The sequence below is a fragment of the Ancylobacter sp. genome (assembly GCF_965279025.1).
Lineage (GTDB): Bacteria > Pseudomonadota > Alphaproteobacteria > Rhizobiales > Xanthobacteraceae > Ancylobacter.
On record NZ_OZ257132.1, the window covers coordinates 1,745,238 to 1,761,095 of the forward strand.

General features: G+C 67.2%; 16 protein-coding genes. 8 read left to right on the forward strand and 8 right to left on the reverse strand.

The genetic code is table 11. From position 1 onward, the window contains the following. From pstA to phoB, 4 genes are read left to right on the forward strand one after another with little or no spacing between them, the layout of a single operon-like run. Positions 1-834, forward strand: a complete 834-nt coding sequence (gene pstA / locus ACQY76_RS08125; protein ID WP_428032372.1) for a phosphate ABC transporter permease PstA — start codon at positions 1-3, stop codon at positions 832-834. A gap of 8 nt (positions 835-842) precedes the next feature. Then, the gene (pstB, locus tag ACQY76_RS08130; protein ID WP_428032373.1) at positions 843-1,664 is read left to right on the forward strand and encodes a phosphate ABC transporter ATP-binding protein PstB; all 822 of its coding nucleotides are present in this window, start codon (positions 843-845) and stop codon (positions 1,662-1,664) included. 25 nt (positions 1,665-1,689) lie between these two features. Then, positions 1,690-2,403, forward strand: coding sequence for a phosphate signaling complex protein PhoU (gene phoU, locus ACQY76_RS08135; RefSeq protein ID WP_428032374.1), 714 nt, complete (start codon positions 1,690-1,692; stop codon positions 2,401-2,403). A gap of 37 nt (positions 2,404-2,440) precedes the next feature. Then, complete coding sequence (gene phoB / locus ACQY76_RS08140) at positions 2,441-3,142, forward strand: phosphate regulon transcriptional regulator PhoB (RefSeq protein ID WP_428032375.1); 702 nt, start codon at positions 2,441-2,443, stop codon at positions 3,140-3,142. A gap of 37 nt (positions 3,143-3,179) precedes the next feature. On the opposite strand, the gene ACQY76_RS08145 is transcribed toward phoB, so the two are convergent. After that, positions 3,180-3,944 (reverse strand): SDR family oxidoreductase, encoded by a 765-nt coding sequence (locus tag ACQY76_RS08145; protein WP_428032376.1) that lies wholly within the window; start codon positions 3,942-3,944, stop codon positions 3,180-3,182. Positions 3,945-4,064: 120 nt separating this feature from the next. Here ACQY76_RS08145 and ACQY76_RS08150 point away from each other — a divergent pair, with 120 nt between their 5' ends. Further along, positions 4,065-4,967, forward strand: a complete 903-nt coding sequence (locus tag ACQY76_RS08150; protein ID WP_428032377.1) for a LysR family transcriptional regulator — start codon at positions 4,065-4,067, stop codon at positions 4,965-4,967. 18 nt (positions 4,968-4,985) lie between these two features. On the opposite strand, the gene ACQY76_RS08155 is transcribed toward ACQY76_RS08150, so the two are convergent. Further along, positions 4,986-6,341: a polyhydroxyalkanoate depolymerase gene (locus tag ACQY76_RS08155; protein ID WP_428032378.1), complete on the reverse strand. Its 1,356-nt coding sequence runs from the start codon at positions 6,339-6,341 to the stop codon at positions 4,986-4,988. Positions 6,342-6,511: 170 nt separating this feature from the next. On the opposite strand from ACQY76_RS08155, the gene ACQY76_RS08160 reads away from it, so the two are divergent. The 3 genes from ACQY76_RS08160 to ACQY76_RS08170 all read left to right on the forward strand — a co-directional run bounded on the left by ACQY76_RS08160 (position 6,512) and on the right by ACQY76_RS08170 (position 9,631). Further along, positions 6,512-7,885, forward strand: coding sequence for an ActS/PrrB/RegB family redox-sensitive histidine kinase (locus ACQY76_RS08160; protein WP_428032379.1), 1,374 nt, complete (start codon positions 6,512-6,514; stop codon positions 7,883-7,885). A gap of 138 nt (positions 7,886-8,023) precedes the next feature. Next, positions 8,024-8,572 carry an ActR/PrrA/RegA family redox response regulator transcription factor gene (locus ACQY76_RS08165; RefSeq protein WP_428032380.1) on the forward strand — a complete coding sequence of 183 codons (549 nt, stop codon included), beginning with the start codon at positions 8,024-8,026 and terminating at the stop codon, positions 8,570-8,572. A 51-nt stretch (positions 8,573-8,623) separates the two neighbouring features. After that, positions 8,624-9,631 (forward strand): aldo/keto reductase, encoded by a 1,008-nt coding sequence (locus ACQY76_RS08170; RefSeq protein WP_428032381.1) that lies wholly within the window; start codon positions 8,624-8,626, stop codon positions 9,629-9,631. A gap of 69 nt (positions 9,632-9,700) precedes the next feature. Here the strand turns inward: ACQY76_RS08170 and ACQY76_RS08175 are convergent, their stop codons facing one another. The 6 genes from ACQY76_RS08175 to ACQY76_RS08200 are packed head-to-tail and all read right to left on the reverse strand — an operon-like array spanning position 9,701 to position 15,712. After that, a complete protein-coding gene (locus ACQY76_RS08175) occupies positions 9,701-10,954 on the reverse strand; it encodes an aspartate aminotransferase family protein (protein ID WP_428032967.1) in 1,254 nt (417 codons plus the stop codon). Positions 10,955-11,010: 56 nt separating this feature from the next. After that, positions 11,011-12,036, reverse strand: a complete 1,026-nt coding sequence (locus ACQY76_RS08180) for a phosphotransferase enzyme family protein (protein ID WP_428032968.1) — start codon at positions 12,034-12,036, stop codon at positions 11,011-11,013. Between the two features lie 32 nt (positions 12,037-12,068). Further along, positions 12,069-12,887 (reverse strand): DeoR/GlpR family DNA-binding transcription regulator, encoded by an 819-nt coding sequence (locus ACQY76_RS08185; protein WP_428032382.1) that lies wholly within the window; start codon positions 12,885-12,887, stop codon positions 12,069-12,071. Further along, positions 12,884-13,678, reverse strand: a complete 795-nt coding sequence (locus tag ACQY76_RS08190; RefSeq protein WP_428032383.1) for an ABC transporter permease — start codon at positions 13,676-13,678, stop codon at positions 12,884-12,886. The genes ACQY76_RS08185 and ACQY76_RS08190 overlap by 4 nt, the downstream gene beginning before the upstream one ends. A gap of 1 nt (position 13,679) precedes the next feature. Beyond that, a complete protein-coding gene (locus ACQY76_RS08195) occupies positions 13,680-14,600 on the reverse strand; it encodes an ABC transporter permease (protein WP_428032384.1) in 921 nt (306 codons plus the stop codon). Positions 14,601-14,602: 2 nt separating this feature from the next. After that, positions 14,603-15,712, reverse strand: a complete 1,110-nt coding sequence (locus ACQY76_RS08200; RefSeq protein WP_428032385.1) for an ABC transporter ATP-binding protein — start codon at positions 15,710-15,712, stop codon at positions 14,603-14,605. Between the last annotated feature and the right edge of the window lie 146 nt (positions 15,713-15,858).

Sequence of the window (15,858 nt, forward strand, 5' to 3'; positions counted from 1 at the left end):
ATGGCATCCCTGGCCCGCCGTCGCGCGACCGACTACACCGTCAAGGCCATCAGCATCGGCTTCGCCGCGCTGTCTCTCGTTCTGCTCGCCTGGATCCTGTGGACCCTGGTGTCGCGTGGCCTGCCCGCGCTCGGCCCGCATGTCTTCACCAAGATCACCGCGCCGCCCGGCGCCGGGGGCGGCCTGCTCAACGCCATCGTCGGCTCGCTGATCCAGATCGGCGTGGCGCTCCTCATCGGCACTCCCATCGGTCTGATGTGCGGCACCTTCCTGGCCGAGAACGGCCGCGGAACCCAGGTCGGCAACGCGGTCCGCTTCGTCAATGACGTGCTGCTCTCCGCTCCCTCGATCCTCATCGGCCTGTTCGTCTACCAGCTCCTCGTCGTCCCCTTCGGCGGCTTCTCCGGCTGGGCGGGCGCGATCGCCCTCGCCATCATCATCATCCCGGTGGTGGTGCGCACCACCGAGGACATGCTGAACCTGGTGCCGATAGGCCTGCGCGAAGCGGCCTTCGCCCTCGGCGCGCCGCAGTGGAAGGTGGTTACCTTCATCACCTGGCGCGCCGGCCGGGCCGGCATCGTCACCGGCATCCTGCTCGCCATCGCCCGCGCGGCCGGCGAGACCGCGCCGCTGCTGTTCACCTCGCTCGGCAACAATGGCTGGTCGCTCAGCCTCGACGCACCCATGGCGAGCCTTCCCATCGCCATCTACCAGTATGCCGCCAGCCCGTTCGAGGATTGGGTGGCGCTGGCCTGGGCGGGCGCCCTCATCATCACCGTCGGGGTTCTGACCCTGAACATCCTTTCCCGCCTCGTCCTGGCGAAGATGAAGTGAGACGGACCATGAATTTCGCACCTGAAACGTCGATCGACATCGCTTCCGCCGTCAACCGCGCCACCGCGCCCTCGACCGAGTCCAAGCTCAAGGTCGAGAAGCTCAATTTCTACTACGGCGACAACCACGCGCTGAAGAACATCAATTTCGAGATCCCGGAAAAGCGCGTCACCGCGATGATCGGGCCCTCGGGCTGCGGCAAGTCCACGCTGCTGCGGGTGTTCAACCGCATGTACCAGCTCTATCCGGGCCAGCGCGCGGAAGGGAAGATCCTGTTCGACGGCGCCGACCTGCTGAGCAAGGAGCTGGATTCCACCGTGGTGCGCTCGCGCATCGGCATGGTGTTCCAGAAGCCGACGCCGTTCCCGATGTCGATCTACGACAACATCGCCTTCGGCGTGAAGCTGCATGAGCGCCTGAACAAGTCGCAGATGGACGAGCGCGTCGAGTGGTGCCTGCGCAAGGCAGCGATCTGGGAGGAAACCAAGGATCGCCTGCACACCTCCGCGCTCGGCATGTCCGGCGGCCAGCAGCAGCGCCTGTGCATCGCCCGCACCATCGCGGTTCGGCCGGAAGTGATCCTGCTCGACGAGCCCACCTCGGCGCTCGACCCGATCTCGACCTCGAAGATCGAGGACCTGATCGACGAGCTGAAGCAGGAATTCACCATTGTCATCGTGACACACAACATGCAGCAGGCGGCGCGTTGCGCCGACATCACCTCGTTCTTCTATCTCGGCGAACTCATCGAGGTCGCCGCCTCGAACGAGATCTTCACCAATCCGCGCGAAGCCCGCACCCGCGACTACATCACCGGCCGCTTCGGCTGATTCCGCGACGAGAGAGGCCTCCCCAATGACCGAACATATCGTCTCGTCGTTCGACACCGACCTGAAGGAACTTGGCCGCCGCGTGGTCGAGATGGGCGGACAGTCCGAGCGCCTCGTCGCCGACAGCGTTCAGGCGCTGGTGAAGCGCGACAGCGAACTCGCCCAGAAGGTGATCGTGCTCGACGGCCCGGTCGACCTGCTGCAGCGGGAGATCGAGGAGAAGGCGGTGCTCGTCATCGCCCGCCGGCAGCCGCTCGCCGGCGACCTGCGCGAGATCGTCGCCGCCATGCGCATCGCAAACGACCTGGAGCGTATCGGCGACCTCGCCAAGAACACCGCCAAGCGCGTGCTCGCCCTCACCGGCGAGTTCCACCCGCAGAAGCTGGTGCGCGGCGTGGAGCACATGTCCAACATCGTGCTCGAGCAGCTGAAAATGGTGCTCGACGCCTATGCCACCCGCGACGCCGCCCGCGCGCTCGACGTCTGGCAGCGTGACGGCGAGGTCGACGTTCTCTACACCTCGCTGTTCCGCGAACTGCTCACCTACATGATGGAAGACCCGCGCAACATCTCGCTGTGCACGCATCTGCTGTTCTGCGCCAAGAACATCGAGCGTATCGGCGACCACGCCACCAACGTTGCCGAGACGATCCACTATCTCGTCACGGGCCAGCTTCTCACCGAGGAACGGCCGAAGCAGGACACCAGCAGCCTGACCAGCGTGGCGTTCCCGACCTGAGAGCCTCGGCACCCCACGAACGTCCGGGAACGCGACCATGCCGACCAACATACTGATCGTGGAGGATGAGGAGCCCCTCACCCTCCTGCTCCGCTACAACCTCGAATCCGAGGGCTACTCGGTGGACAGCGTCGGGCGGGGTGACGAGGCGGAGACTAGGCTGCGCGAAAGCGTACCGGATCTTCTCATCCTCGACTGGATGCTTCCGGGGCTTTCCGGGATCGAGCTCTGCCGGCGGCTGCGGGCCCGGCCCGATACCGAGCGCATGCCGATCCTCATGCTCACCGCCCGTGGCGAGGAGACCGAGCGCGTGCGCGGCCTCGCCACCGGCGCGGACGACTATGTGGTGAAACCCTTTTCGGTGCCCGAACTCGTCGCGCGGGTGCGGGCGCTGCTGCGCCGCGCCAAGCCCGAGCACGTCTCCACCCTGCTGCGCGCCGGCGACATCGAGCTGGACCGCGAGACCAAGCGGGTGCACCGCGCCGGCCGCGAGCTGCATCTTGGCCCCACCGAGTTCCGGCTGCTGGAGTTCCTCATGCAGTCGCCCGGCCGGGTCTATTCGCGCGAGCAATTGCTCGACGGCGTGTGGGGACAGGACGTCTATATCGACGAGCGCACGGTCGACGTGCATGTCGGGCGCCTGCGCAAGGCGCTGAACCGCCCGCGCCAGCCCGATCCCATCCGCACCGTGCGCGGCTCCGGCTACTCGTTCAACGAGATGTTCGCCCGCGCGCATTGAGCGCGCAGGCGAACCGGGGCCACCGCTCCAGGCTGCGTCAGGTGCGGTTGATCGACAGGCCGCCATCGACGAGATGCGCGGTGCCGGACACGAAGGACGCATCGTCCGAAGCGAGATAGAGCACCGAGCGGGCCAGTTCCTCCGGCGCCGCGACGCGCTTCAGCGCATGCAGCCCGGTAATAAAGGCCTGGGCTTCCGGCGTGTCGTTGGCTTCCCGGTACATCTCGGTTTCCACCGCGCCCGGCAGGATCGCGTTGACGCGCACACCCTGCGGCCCGAATTCGGCCGCCAGCACCTGGGTGAGGCCAACGAGCCCGGATTTCGAGGCGGCATAGGCGGCAAGGCCGGGAAAGCCGGCCGTATAGCCCACGAAGGTCGAGGTGAAGACCACCGAGCCGCCGCCGGATTTGAGCATCTCGGCGATCTGGTGCTTGGCGCCGTAGAACGCCCCGGTGAGGTTCACCGCCAGCGTGTCCTCCCAGCCCATGGCGGAAATGCCGGTGCTAGGGCCCTTCTCGCCGAGCGTGCCGGCATTGTTGACCGCGATGTCGAGCCGGCCGAAGCGCTCCACCGCCAGCGCGGCCAGCGCGCGGTCATAGGCCTCCTCGCGCACATCGCCGGCAAGCACGGCCGCTTCGCCGCCTGCCGCCGCGATTTCCGCTGCCAGCGCGTCCAGTTCGCCTTGGCGCCGGGCGCCGAGAACGAGCCGGGCGCCCTCGCGGGCGAACAGCACCGCCACCGCCCGGCCGATGCCGGAACTGGCGCCGGCGATCAGCGCAACCTTGCCATCAAGACGTCCCATCGAAAGTCTCCAACCTGAGGAATCGCCGCCCTCGGCGGCGTGTCGCGGAGGAGTATGGCGATGCCGACGCGTTCGGATTAGACTTCAGCAAGCGGAAACCATGTCCGGAAAACGCGAACGATGAAACTTGACGGGATCGCCGCTTTCGTCGCCATTGCCGAGGCCGGCTCCATCAGCGAGGCGGCGCGCCGGCTGAGACTGGCGAAGTCGGTCGTCAGCGACCGTCTGGCGCAGCTCGAACGCCAGCTTGGCGCCAGGCTGGTCCACCGCTCCACCCGCCGATTGACGCTGACCGAGGACGGGCTGATCTTCCTGGAACTGGCCTCCCAGTCCCTGCGCGGCATCGAGGCGGCCGCCGCCACTCTCGCTGAGCGGCGCGGCACGCTCTCCGGCCCGCTGCGCCTTTCAGCGCCGGTGACGCTGACGGCGCTCCACATCGGGCCGGCGCTCTACCCCTTCCTGCGTAGCCATCCGCAGATCGACCTCAGCATCGAGCTGGATGATCGCGTCGTCGACGCGCAGGCCGAAGGCTATGACGGGGTGATCCGGCACGGGCCGATGCGCGACAGCCGGTTGATGGCGTGGAAGCTCGCGCGCAGCCGGCGGTTGCTCGTCGCCTCGTCCGAATATCTCGAACAGCACGGCACTCCGCGCAATCTTGATGAGCTGGAGCAACACCGGGGTATCTTTTACAGCCATCGCGGCATCGCCGACTGGCGCTTCGAAACGGCGGGCAGGGCAGTGCAGGTGCGTGGAAAGGCCGGGCTGCAGGTCAATAATGGCGTGGTGATGCGTGATGCGGCAGTGGCCGGGCTGGGCGTCACGCTGCTGCCGCTGTTTATCGCCGGGCCTCAGATCCGCGACGGCACGCTGCGGGTGATCGATGTCGGCGCCGAGCCGGAGGCGGAATTCATCTATGTCGCGCATCCCGAGGGCCGGCATCCTTCGGCGAAGCTGCGGGCGCTGGCGGACTGCCTGCGGGAAGCCTTTGGCGATCCGCCCTATTGGGAGGCCGGCCTCTAGACTACGCAGGCGCGCGGCTCAGTCCTGCGGACGATTATGGCCCTTCTTCGGCCAGTTGTGCGAGAGCACGAAGTCGGAAATGCGCGGCGCGATCTCGGCGCGGAACCGCGAGCCGTTGAACACGCCGTAATGGCCGACCGTGGGCTGGAGGTAATGCGCCTTCATGTCATCGGGCAGGCCCGAACACAGCGTTTGGGCGGCGCGGGTCTGGCCGACGCCGGAAATGTCGTCATTCTCGCCTTCGACGGTCAGCAGCGCCACGTTACGGATCTTCGACGGGTCCACCTTCACGCCGCGATGGGTCATGGTGCCCCTCGGCAAGGCGTGGTCAATGAACACGGTCTGCAGCGTCTGGAGATAGTACTCCGCCGGCAGGTCCATGACCGAGAGATACTCGTCGTAGAACTCCCGGTGCTTGGCGGCGGAATCGCCGTCGCCCTTCACCAGATGGCCGAACATGTCGGCATGCGCCCGCAGATGCCGCTCCAGATTCATCGCCATGAAGCCATGCAGTTGCAGGAAGCCGGGATAGACCTGCCGCATCACCCCGGCATTCGGCCAAGGAACGGTGGTGATGACATTGCGGGAAAACCAGTCGATGCCACGGTCCTGCGCGAAGTGGTTTACCGCCGTGGGGCTCTCGCGGGTGTCGATGGGCCCGCCCATCAGCACCATGGAGGCGGGCACGTCCGGGTCGCCCATCTCCTCCATGCGCGCGACAGCGGCGAGCACCGGCACAGCGGGCTGGCACACGGCAAGGGCATGTACGCCGCCGCCGAGATGGCGGAAGATCTCGATCACATAATCGATGTAGTCGTCGAGATCGAACGTGCCCTCCGACATCGGGACGTTGCGCGCGTCGACCCAGTCGGTGATGTAAAGGTCGTGATTGGGCAGCAGGGTCTGCACGGTTCCGCGCAGCAATGTCGCGTAATGGCCCGACAGCGGCGCGACGATCACCATGCGCGGCTGCGGCCGGCGCGGCTTGTGCTGGAAATCGCGCCGGAAATGCAGCAGCTTGCAGAAGGGCCGCTCCCACACCGTCTCGATTTCGACAGGGACGTCGACGCCGCCGACCTTGGTGTCGCAGATGCCCCAATCGGGCTTGCCATAGCGCCGCGTGGTGCGCTCGAACATCTCGAACGAGGCCGACATGGTCTTGCCGAATTCGGTATGGGCGAGCGGATTGGCCGGGTTGCGATAGAACAGCCGTCCGGCATCCGCCATCATGCGCAGCGGATCGAGTGCCGCATGGCCGAGCTCGAACATCCAGTACATGGGCTGCGCGAGCGCCGATGCGGCCTCAAGCGTTGCCTCGGGTGTCTGGACCGCCTCTTCCGCGTCAGGCACGTCGCCGAAAACGCCGATCGCCATGAATGCCTCCGTGAGAGAGAGCCCGCCCCGTACACGCTGTTCTTGTGCGTTGCAGCATAGATAGGCTCTTTCTCGCCGCCGTCAACGCGAGCCTTGCTCTCGCTCTTCGGCCGCCTACGGGGCTATAGAGGCACGGCATCGCCCGCGAGACGGTGCGCAGGGGCCGTTTCATGTCGCTTTCCCTCGACCATCCAATCGGCGAACGTTTCTTCGGCCTGCGGCTCGACACGCTCATTCGCCTGCGATGGCTGGCGATCTCCGGACAGACGGTAGCGATCGTCGTCGTCCAATGGCTGCTCGGCTTCTCCCTGCCCATCGGCGCCTGCCTTGCGGTGGTGGCGCTTTCCGCCTGGCTCAATCTGGCGCTGAGGCTACGCAATCCCGGCGCGCGGCGGCTGTCGGATATCGAGGCGGCGTGGCTGCTGGCCTATGACATCCTCCAGCTCGCGGCGCTGCTGTTCCTGACCGGCGGCCTCGCAAATCCCTTTGCGCTGCTCTTCCTCGCCCCGGTGCTGATATCGGCGACCGCCCTCTCGCCCCGCACCACCATTCTGCTCGGCATGCTGGCGGCGGCGTGCGCCGCGCTGGTCGGGTTCTGGCAGATGCCGCTGCCCTGGGGTGCGGGCGGCACGCTCGGCCATCCACCGGAACTGCCGACGCTCTACCTGCTGGGCATCTGGCTGGCGCTGGCCATCGCCATCGCCTTCATCGGCGTGCACGCCTGGCGGGTGGCGGAGGAAACCCGCGAACTTTCCGAGGCGCTGGCCGCGACCGAGCTGGTGCTGGCGCGCGAACAGCACCTCTCCGCGCTGGACGGGCTGGCGGCGGCGGCGGCGCACGAGCTGGGCACGCCGCTCGCGACCATCACGGTGGTGGCGAAGGAATTGGCGCGCGCCCTGCCCGCGGACAGCCCGCTGAGCGACGACATCAGGCTGATGAGCGAACAGGCCGAGCGCTGCCGCGCCATCCTGCGCCGTCTCACGACGCTTGATGCTGGCGAGGCACCGTTCGATCGCATGCCGATCTCGCACATTCTGGAAGACGTGGTGGCACCGCACCGCAATTTTGGCATCGCCATCGCGGTCACCCTGCCCACCGGCGCGCCCGACGAGCCGATCATTGCCCGCAATCCCGGGCTTCTCTACGGGCTGGGAAACATTGTCGAGAATGCCGTCGACTTCGCGCGGGACCGTGTCAACATCGTCGCCAGCTGGAGCGAGGAGGAGGTGACGATCAGCGTCACCGATGACGGCCCCGGCTTCCCGGTCGAACTGCTCGACAGCATCGGCGCGCCCTATGTCACCAGCCGCGGCCGCAGCCGCTGGAAGCGCGGCGCCGAGCCGGAGGCGGATGAGGGGCAGCAGGGGCTCGGCCTCGGTGTCTTCATCGCCAAGACGCTGCTGGAGCGTACCGGCGCGGCGCTGACCTTTGTCAACCGGCCACCGCCCGCGCATGGTGCCTCGGTCGGCGTACGCTGGTCGCGGCGGGTGATCGACATTTCGGGCGATCGCGGGCCGGGCGGCGGCCATGACGCGCAATCGTGACAGATTTGGGGTGCCGCAATTTTGCGCTCTCGCTATCGGCGGGGTATAAACTCACCCAAAAGTCGACGTTGCGGCGTTCCGCCAGGCCGTTGACCCGGCACTTGCGAACGTCGCAGCCGGCATAAGGGAAAGCGTGAGATGCTCGATATCGCCACGGAACCGCAGGACCGCACGCTGCTGATCGTCGATGACGATCGGCCGTTCCTGCAACGGCTCGCCAGGGCGATGGAGATGCGCGGCTTCACCGTCACCACGGCGGAAACCGTGGCCGACGGCCTTGCCAGCGTCGAAGGCGGCGCGCCGGCCTATGCGGTGGTCGACATGCGGCTCGGCGATGGCAACGGGCTCGACGTCATCTCCGCGCTCAAGCGCCGCCGCCCGGAAGCGCGCGGCATCATCCTCACCGGCTATGGCAACATCGCCACCGCGGTGAATGCGGTGAAGATCGGCGCCGTGGACTATCTCGCCAAGCCGGCGGATGCCGACGACATCTGCGCCGCGCTGAACGCCCAGGGTGACTACAAGCCCCAGTTGCCCGAAAACCCGATGTCGGCGGACCGGGTTCGCTGGGAGCATATCCAGCGGGTCTACGAGCTGTGCAGCCGCAATGTCTCAGAGACGGCGCGGCGGCTTTCCATGCACCGCCGTACGTTGCAGCGCATCCTCGCCAAGCGCGCGCCGCGCTGAACGGCGCTGGCAGAGCCGGCCTCTCCGCCTAACGTGTCGAAGGAGTAGGACATGCGCCTGCGCGCTCTCGGAAACAGCGCTCTCACGGTCTCGGAGCTTGGCTTCGGCTGCATGGGGCTGACATCGGCCTATGGCACCGCGCCAGACAAGGCCGACGCCGTCGCGTTGCTGCGCGGCGCCGTGGAACGTGGCGTCACCCTCTTCGACACTGCCGAATTTTATGGCCCTTTCATCAATGAGGAACTGGTGGGCGAGGCGTTGGCGCCCGTGCGCGACAAGGTGGTGCTCGCCACCAAGTTCGGCTTCAGAATGGAGCCTGGCACGCTTCGGCGCGTCGGCATGGACAGCCGGCCCGCACATATAAGAGAGGTGGCGGAAGCCTCGCTTCGCCGGCTGCGCACCGACCGGATCGACCTGCTCTACCAGCACCGCGTCGACCCGGACGTGCCGATCGAAGAGGTGGCGGGGACCGTGGGCGAGCTGATCCGCGAGGGCAAGGTGCTGCATTTCGGCCTGTCCGAGGCCGGCGCCGGCACAATCCGCCGCGCCCATGCGGTGCAGAAGGTGACGGCGCTGCAGAGCGAATATTCGCTGTGGTGGCGTGAGCCGGAGGCGGAAATCTTCCCCGTGCTGGAAGAGCTGGGCATTGGCTTCGTGCCCTTCAGCCCGCTGGGGCGTGGCTTCCTCACCGGTGCGATGGACGCGCAAACGACCTTCGCCACGACCGATATGCGCGCCACCCAGCCACGCTTCACCGCCGCCGCTCTCAAAGCCAACCAGGCGCTCATCGACGTTCTCAAGGACGCGGCAAAAGCCCGGAGCGAGGGCGACCGCGTTGCCACCCCCGCGCAGATCGCGCTCGCCTGGCTGCTGGCGCAGAAGCCGTGGATCGTCCCCATTCCCGGCACGACCAAGGTTCACCGGCTGGAGGAGAACCTTGCCGCCGGGTCCATCGAGCTGACCCCGGCCGAATTGTCGGGCATCGAAGCCGCGCTCGCCGCCGTCGCGGTGGAAGGCGCCCGCTACCCGGAAGAGCAGATGCGCATGATCGACCGCTGACCGGGCGGCCGAGCCCTCGGCCCTGATGCCACGGCGCGCGCGGCGCGGCGCTTCGCCCTCTGGCGCCGGCTAGGTCAAAAGCTCTTCCAGCGCGTCCACCAGCATGTCGACATGGCCGGTGGTGACGCAGAGCGGGGGGCGGATCTTTAAAACATTGCCGTAGCGGCCGGCGGCGCCGATGAGGATGCCGTGCTGGCGCAGCCCGTTGATCAGCCCCTTGGCGATCTCCGGTGCCGGGCCTTTCTCCGTACCGAACTCGACGCCGATATAAAGCCCCGCCCCGCGCACGGCGGTGATCGGCGCGCGCGCCTGCAAGCGCTTCAACCGCGCCTCGAGATGCCGCCCGACACGGGCGGCATTGGCGATGAGGCCGTCCTCCTCGATCACCTCCAGCACCGCGAGCCCGGCCGCGCAGGCCGCCGGGCTGCCGGCGAAGGTGTTGAAATAGCCGAAATCGGCGCAGAAGGCGGCGAGAATCTCCGGCCGCGTGACGACGCCGGCGATCGGGTAGCCATTGCCCATCGGCTTGCCCATGGTGACGATGTCCGGCACCACGCCATGGCGGGAAAAGCCCCACATGCCCGTGCCGGTGCGCCCGAAGCCCGGCTGCACCTCGTCGGCGATGAACAGGCCGCCGGCGGCGCGGGTCACCTCCACCGCCGGCTTCAGGAAGCCCGGCGGGTCGGCATAGACGCCGTCCGAGGAGAAGATGGTGTCGACAAGCAGGCCGGCGAAGCGGATGCCGTCGGCCTCCAGCGCCGCGATCTCCGCCCGCACGGCGTCGGCGAAGCCCTGCGCCACATCATTGCCGAACAGAGCGGGGTCGGGCGCCGGCACCATGCGCACATGGCGGGGCGGCGCGCCGTTCTTGTAGGAGGAGGGGGAAACCTCCGTCACCGCGGCGGTGTTGCCGTGATAGGCGGTGCGGGTGACGATGATGCCCTCGCCGCCGCTGATCTTGCGGGCGAGGCGGAGGGCGAAATCATTGCTTTCGCTGCCGGTGCAGGTGAGCACGACATTGCTCAGCGCGGGTGGGAAGGTGGCCAGCAGCTTCTCGGCATAGTCATGCGACACGTCGAACAGGTAGCGCGAGTGGATGTTCAGTTCGCCGATCTGCGCGCGTACCGCCTCCACCACCTTCGGGTGGCAATGCCCGACGGTGGGAACATTGTTGTAGAAATCGAGATAGGCGCGCCCGTCCGAGGCGTGGAGATACGCGCCTTCCGCCCGCACCATGCGCAGGGGTTCGTCATAGAACAGCACGGAGCCGGCGCCGAAGCTGGCCCGCCGGCGCTCTACCAGCGCCGCGACATCGGGGGCCATCGGCCCGGTGCTGCCGGAAAACGCGTTGAGCGAGAGAATCTGCAGTTCCTGGCTCTTCACGAGACCGCCCTCCCGGTTACGGCTGCGGTGCCATCACTGTCGTAGCGACGGAGAAACGCGCGGGCGAGGTCGACCGTGCCGTGGGTGTAGCCTTCGCCCAGCGCCTTGGCGGTGGGCGTCTCGGCATGCGAGGCGATCCAGGCAGTGAGCAGCATGCGGCGCAGCATGATGAAGACCGGCAGGATCGCGCAGTCCTCGTCCGGCAGCGGCGCCACCGTGCGGTAGCCCTCGATCCACGCGGCCTGAAGCGCCGGGACATAGGGCTCGTGCTCGCTGAAGCTGATGGCGGCGGCGAAGTCGTAGAGATACCAGCTGAAGCCGCAATCGTCGAAATCGATCACCGAGAGCGTGTCGTCGTCGACCAGCAGATTGGCCACCCGCATATCGGCATGGACGAGGCCGAAGCGGTCCTCGCCGGTGCCATAGGTGTCGAGCAGATCGCGCAGAACCTGGGCGGTGCGCTCCAGCACGGCGCGGCCTTCCGCGTCGAGGCCGAGCGCGGCGCGCCAGTCGCCCCAGAGCTGCACGTCGCCCAGCATGGCGTCATAGTCCCAGCGCTTGCGGGTGAAGCCTTCGGGGCGCTGCCAGCCGCGCGCATGGATATGAAGCCGCGCATTGATCGCGCCGAGCTCGCGGTACCAGCGGGGAAGGTCGTCGCCTTCCGCTGGCTCGCGGCCGGGCACGAGGCCGAATGCCACCACATGCCGGATTGTTCCGTCCTCCTGCAGGTCGGCGATGAGGCGGCCATCGGCCTGCGGCAGCGGTGTGAGCGTCGGCACGATGCTGTCCGCACCGAGCGCAGTCAGCCAGGAGAGCTCGGATTCGATCTCCGCGCGGGTGTGGTAGCCCGGCCGGTGGACGCGGAAGACGACATGGCGCGCCGCGGCGGGATCGTGGGCGCGAAAGGTGGCGTTCTCCGAGATGGTGAGCAATTGCAGGTGCGTCGCCTCCGACAGCCCCCAGCGCGGCAGCGCGGCGCGCAGCCCGGCTTCGAGCCGCGACAGGAAGGCGTCATCATACATCGGCTGGGTTGAGGGCTGGGTCACGGGCTCGCTCACGCTCTGGCCTCCGCCACCGTGATCTCGACCAGCGCACGGCCGAGAGCGCGCGCAACCGCGCCCTCCGGCGGCCGGTCAGTGACGAGGCGCTGAATGTCGGGAATGCGCGCCCAGATCGCCAGCGAGGGCACGTCGAATTTCTGGTGGTCGGAGACGATGATGGTCTCCGACGCCCGGTTCATCATCGCCCGGTAGACCCAGGCGGCGGGAGCCTCGGCGTCGGCGAGGCCGTCCGTGGTGATGCCGGAAATGCCGAGAATGGCGCGATTCACATTGTAGTTCTGCAGGAACTCGGCGGTTTCCACTCCCACCATCATGCCCTCGCGGGCATTGTAGCGGCCGGGGCACATGATGACGTCGATGGTCGGGTTGGCGGAGACCACCGTCGCCACCGAGAAGGAGTGCGTGATGACGGTGAGGTCGCGGCAGGCGGCGGCCATGCGGCGGGCGACATGGGTGGTAGTGGCGCCGGCGCCGATGGCGATGACCTCTTTCGGCTTGATCAGCCGCACAGTCGCCGCCGCGATGGCCTCGCGCTCGGCCACCATCAGGCCATGGCGCTCGGTCACCGAGGGCTCGGAAGCGAAGGGCCGCACCGCGCCGCCATAGGTGCGATTGATCAGGCCCTTCTCGCCGAGCTCGAACAGATCGCGCCGGATGGTCTCGGTGGAGACGTTGAGCTCGGTGGCGAGGTCGCCGACGCGCAGGGTCGCTGAGGCCCGCATCTCGGCGAGGATGCGCGCATGGCGCGCTGCCTTGTCGAGGCGCGGGCGGCGCCGGTCGGCCACGCTTTCCAGGGGCTCGTCCGCGCTCATGCTGCGGCCCGCCGGCGGGCCAGCATGCCGATGAGCCCGCCAGCGAGCAGCAGCGATGCCGCCCCCAGCGTCGCCATGGTGCCCAGCGCCGGCACCATCGGCGTGTAGCCGGCAACCATCTTGGCGTAGAGCCATTCGGGAATCGTCGAGTCGGCCCCCGTCGTGTAGAGCGAAAGCGGGAAATTGCTCCAGGAGAGCAAGAAGGCGAACAGCATTCCGGACCAGATGCCCGGCCACAGCAGCGGCAGTGTCACCTCGCGGAACACCTGCGTGCGCGAGCAGCCGAGGTCATAGGCCGCCTCCTCCAGCGAGGGGTCGAAGCCATAGACCTGGATGGCGATGACCAGCGTGACAACCGGCACGATCCACACCATGTGGGCGAACACCGCCGTCATCCAGCTGGTCTGAATGCCTACCGCGTTGAAACCGAGCAGCATGGCAAGGCCCAGCACCGGCTGGGGGAAGAAGATCGGCAGCAGGATGAGCTTCTGGTAGAGCCGGCGCCCCTTCCAGTCATAGCGGGCGAAGGCCAGCGCACCGAAGGTGGCGATGACGACGGAGAACACCGTCACCAGCAGCGCGATGGAAATCGAGGTCTTCACGATCATGCCGATCTCGATTGAATCCAGCGTCTTCTGCCACCATTCGGTGGCGTAGGTCTTGATGGGCAACCCGAAATACCGGCTCTTGTTGAAGCTGGCCAGCGCGCCGCAGGCGATCGGCAGATAGATCACCACCAGTACGAACAGCGTCCATACCCAGATCGCGGCATTGGTTCGCTTGCGTTCCATCTCAGCGCCTTCCCAGCATGCGGTCGAGGTCCAGCTTCGACAGGGCGAACAGGGTCAGCGCGCCGATGAAGAAGGTAACGACCACGGCGAGGGCCGAGCCGAGCGGCCAGTTCTGCGAATAGGTGAAGGCGATTTCGATCTCGTGCGAGATCACGATGATCGACTGGCCGCCGAGGATCTTCGCCTCCGCCGTCGCGCCGATGGCGAGCACGAAGGTGAGCAGCATGCCGATGAGGATGCCGGGCATGGCGAGCGGAAGCTCGATCTCGCGCCAGATGAACAGGCGGCCGGCGCCGAGGTCGCGTGCCGCATCCACGAGGTCGCGCGGCACCAGAGCGAGGCCCAGCGTCATCGGGAACAGCATGAAGGGCAGGTAGGTATAGACCATGCCGAACAGCGTGATGCCGGGCGTGTACAGCACCTCCGGCCCACCGGGCAGGCCCAGCCATTTCAGCGAGCCGTCGAGCACGCCGTTCTTGATGTAGAACAGCACCCAGCCATAGAGCCGCACATTTTCCGACACGAAGAGCGGAAAGACGAAGAGCACGCTGATCAGCGCCGACCAGCGGCCGAACACCATGTTGAGCCCATAGGCGATGGGGTAGGCGACCACGGCGAGGATCGCCACGGTGAACAGCGCCAGCCCGCAGGACCAGAAGAAGGACAGCCACACCGTGTTGGAGGGGTCAAACAGCGTGGCGAAATTCGCTAGGGTGAAGCTGCGGAAGACGTCGAAACTGCGCGGCGTTGCAAAGGCATAGCCGAAGATCGCCACCAGCGGGGCGAGAAAGCCGATGCCGAGCAGCAGGGCGACGGGAAGCGCGCAGCGGGCACCGACCGACAGCATACGGCCATGGCGCAGCGCGGCGGCGCTTTCCGCAGCGGCCTGGGGCGGTGCCCCGGCGATGGCGAGATCGGCCATGCTCAGCTCTCCAGCGTGAAGGCGTCGGCGGCATCCCAGCCGAGGGTCACCCGGCGGTCGGCGCTGGCCGGCAGGGCGCGCCCGCGCGACAGTTCCACCAGCATCACCTTGGCCCCGACGCGCACCTGGTACTGGATGCGCGAGCCGAGCGAATACTCGTTGTAGACGACGCCTTCCAGCCGGTTGTCGGCCTGCTCGCCGGGGCCGAGGATGCGCATGAATTCGGGACGCACGACCACAAAGGCCTCGTCCAGAACCGCGCCGCTGGCTGGGGGCTGCAGGGTGAAGGTGCCTGGCACGTCGGTGCCGGTCCACGCCCCGTCCGCTCCGCGCCGCACCTGCAGCGTGTTAACCTCGCCGACAAACTCGCAGACGAAGCGGTCGACCGGGGCGCCGTAGATCTCCTCCGGCGTGCCGATCTGCACGATCCGCCCGGCGCGCATGACACCGATGCGGTCCGACATCACCATCGCCTCTTCCAGCGAATGGGTGATGTAGATGAAGGTCTTGCCGGTCTCCCGGTGCAAATCCTTCAGCTCCTTTTCCAGTGTCTTCTTCAGCTTATAGTCGATAGCCGAGAGCGGCTCGTCGAAGAACAGCACCTCGGGGTCATAGGCCAGCGCCCGGGCCAGAGCCACGCGCTGGCGCTCGCCGCCGGAGCACTTCATGACGTTCTTGTCGAAATAGTTCTCCGGCAGGCGGACGATGCGCATCAGCTCCAGTGCGCGCGCCTTTCGGGCGGCGGCGTCGACGCCCTTCACCTTGAGCGGAAAGGCGATGTTCTCGCCGACGCTCTTGTGCGGGAACAAGGCGAGCGACTGGAAGACGAGGCAGGTGGGGCGCTTGTTGGGCGGCACATCGTTGATGAGCTCGCCGTGCAGGGTGATGTTGCCCTCGCTCGGGGTGTCCATGCCGGCGAGCATGCGCAACAGCGTCGTCTTGCCCGAGCCGGAGGGCCCGACAATGGTGAGGAACTCGCCCTCGCGCACGTCGAGGTCGATGCCCTCGACGGCGTTGAACCCGCCGAAGCTCTTGCGCAGGCCGACAAGCTGAAGGATCGGCTTTGGCGGTGATGCGGCGTCGGGGAGGGCGGCCGGCGAGGTCTGGAGCATGGGGTCTTCCACAATGGGCCGGCGACGAGAGGTCGCCGCCGACAGTGATGGTGAGTGATGGGCCGGCTGCGTGCTTCAAGATGCGGGGCGTCGCCTCGCTCCTCAGCATGACGAGGGGCGAGGACCGCCGTCATCCCGAGGTGCCC